The organism is Moorena sp. SIO3I6 (genome assembly GCF_010672095.1).
The window spans coordinates 1-2763 of sequence record NZ_JAAHHU010000578.1 but is presented as its reverse complement, the minus strand read 5'-3'; the positions used below and the strand labels follow the sequence as shown (position 1 = coordinate 2763).

The following is a 2763-nucleotide window of genomic DNA, read 5'->3' as shown; positions in this document are numbered from 1 at the left end:
GTGCCAAGGAAGCCTGGAACTGGCACAAGGACAAACCAAAACTGCTTTGGAAACCTGGGAGCAAGCGGAAGCTACTTATGCTAGGGCTAATGATGAAACGGGAAAAATAATCAGCCAAATCAATCAAGCCCAAGCCTGGCAATTTTTAGGGCAGTATCGACGGGCAAGAAATCTCTTAGAGCAACTGGTCACAGACCTTGAAAATCAACCGGATACCCTACTGAAAGCTGATGGCTTGAGAAGTTTGGGCATTGCACTACAAGTTGCTGGTGATTTACTCCAATCAAAGAAACTATTAGAAGAAAGTTGGGCAATTAGCAAGCAATTTAATTCCCCTGAGGATACTAGCCCTACTCTCCTTAGTATTGGCAATGTTGCTAGAGACTTACAACGATATGATGTGGCTTGGAAATACTACCAAGAGGCAGCTAAATTAGCACCAGATGGCATTACCAAAGTGCAGGCACAACTCAATCAACTCAGTCTTTTAGTTACGGTAAAAAAATGGGATAAGGCACTGTCGTTAATTCCAACTATTGAGTCAAACCTATCCAAGCTACCTCCTAGTCGATTGGCAATCTATGCTAGAGTGAATATAGCAGAAAGTATGATTAAGCTAAAAAATAGCGAAAAGGAAGCTATTCAACTATCATATACCTCTAAAATTGCTCCAAAAATTGCTCCAAAAATTGCCCAAAAAATTACCAAAAAACTTGCTAACGTATTGGCAATAGCCATTCAAGAAGCTAGACAACTCCAAGATGCCCGCGCTGAAGCTTATTCTCTGAATCAACTGGCTAAGCTTTATCAACAAAATCAGCAGTGGGAGGATGCTCAAAGTCTGACAGAGAAAGCTCTACAGATAGCTCAAACTATTAATGCAGGAGATATTATTGCTCTTGCGGCAACACAACTGGGGCAGATTCTGAAACAGCAAGGGGATATCCCTGGCGCGATCGCGGCTTATGAAACTGCCTACAATAACCTTCAATCCCTAAGGAGTGACTTAGTTGCCATTAATCCTGATGTGCAATTTAAATTCCAAGAAAGTATCGAACCGATTTATCGAGATTTAGTCAGCCTGTTATTAACTCCCTCTCAAGCTGGGCTCAAGAAAGGGGCGGTTAGCCAGTCTAACCTCAAAAAAGCTCGTGAAGTGATTGAAGCGTTGCAACTGGCAGAGTTAGATAACTATTTTCGAGATGCTTGTCTAGACACTGAGCCAATTGTCATTGATGAAATTGATGTCGAGGCTGCTGTAATTTATCCAATTATTTTAAGCGATCGCATAGAAGTCATCCTTTCGCTCCCCAATCAACCTCTAAGCCACTACACTACTCTTCTACCAGAGGACAAAGTCAAAGCTAGACTAAGACAAGTTTACTCATCTATGTCTCCTGGTTATCCCAATAATGAGCGGTTGCGACTGTCTGAGCAAATATATGACTGGCTGATCCGACCGGCAGAAGTAGAACTGGCAAACAGTAACATTAAAACCTTGGTATTCGTGCCAGATGGGTTCTTGCGAAATTTGCCCATGGCAGCTCTCTACGATGGTAAACAGTATCTGATCGAAAACTATAGTATTGCTATCTCTCCTGGGTTACAACTTTTTCCTCAAAGACTTCAGAGAGTTGAACTGAACGTCTTAGTGGCTGGGTTGACCGAAGCTCGCCAAGGCTATACTGGTTTACCTGGTGTGGCTGGAGAAGTCCAAGAAATTACGGATAAAGTTACTACAGACGTTTTACTCAATCAGGAATTTACCCGCACTACCTTCCAAACCGCAATTGATAGCACCCCCTTTCCCATTGTTCACCTAGCTACTCACGGTCAATTCAGTTCTAACCCAAAGGAAACATTCCTACTCACCTGGAATGACCGAATTGGCATTAAAGATTTCGATTTACTATTCCAAAAAAGACGACTAGGAATTCTCGAACCTATAGAATTACTGGTAATGAGTGCCTGTCAAACTGCAGCAGGGGATAATCGTGCCACCCTAGGATTAGCAGGATTTGCGTTACGTTCAGGAGCTCACAGCACTTTAGGTAGTCTCTGGTCAGTCAGCGACGAATCAACCACTAACTTAATGAAAGAATTTTATCAGGGCCTGATTCAGACTAAGCCGTCCATGACTAAGGCTGAAGCGCTGCAACAAGCACAACTGAAATTGCGTCAAGATCCATTATATAAACATCCCTATTTTTGGGCATCCTTTGTATTAGTAGGGAATTGGTTATAGCGTAAGCATTCAGCCGTCAGCAGTCAGCCGTCAGCTGATTTTATTCAAAAGCACCTCAAGTAGCGTGGGTGTAGCGCCTAAATTGTTCCCGTAACGTGGCCATTCGCGTAGCATGGCCATAGGCCAAGGCCAAAGGCTAATGGCTGATAGCTGATAGCTGATAGCTGACTGCTTACTAACTAAGAGGTTAATTATAACATGAATAAGTTTATTTGTAAAACTCTCTTATCAGCAACAGTAACTGGAGCATTGATCTTGGCATCAACTGCACTCCAGGCAACTCCATCAGTTAAAGAAGGGGAAATTCTACCCCGAGATTATCGCATCAGTCTGGAATTTGATTTCCCCTCAGATGAGGAAGTTCCCAAAACCAGTGTCGGTGGAGGGGTGCGAGGAAATGTAGAATTTGAGCTACCCGGAGACTCGGCTAGCCCCAGAACTAGCATCGGTGGGGGTTCGAGAGGAAATGTAGAATTTGAGCTACCCGGAGACTCGGCTAGCCCCAGAACTAGCATCGG

Annotated in this window: 1 protein-coding gene and 1 pseudogene; both read left to right on the top strand. The window is 43.5% G+C overall.

Annotated features, from left to right (window positions below; genetic code table 11):
- Positions 1 to 2245, top strand: a 2245-nt coding sequence (locus tag F6K49_RS39845) for a CHAT domain-containing protein (RefSeq protein ID WP_293106222.1), incomplete at its 5' end; no start/stop codon positions are given.
- Positions 2246 to 2443: 198 nt separating this feature from the next.
- Positions 2444 to 2763 (top strand): annotated as a pseudogene (locus F6K49_RS39840) (hypothetical protein); the annotation flags it as partial.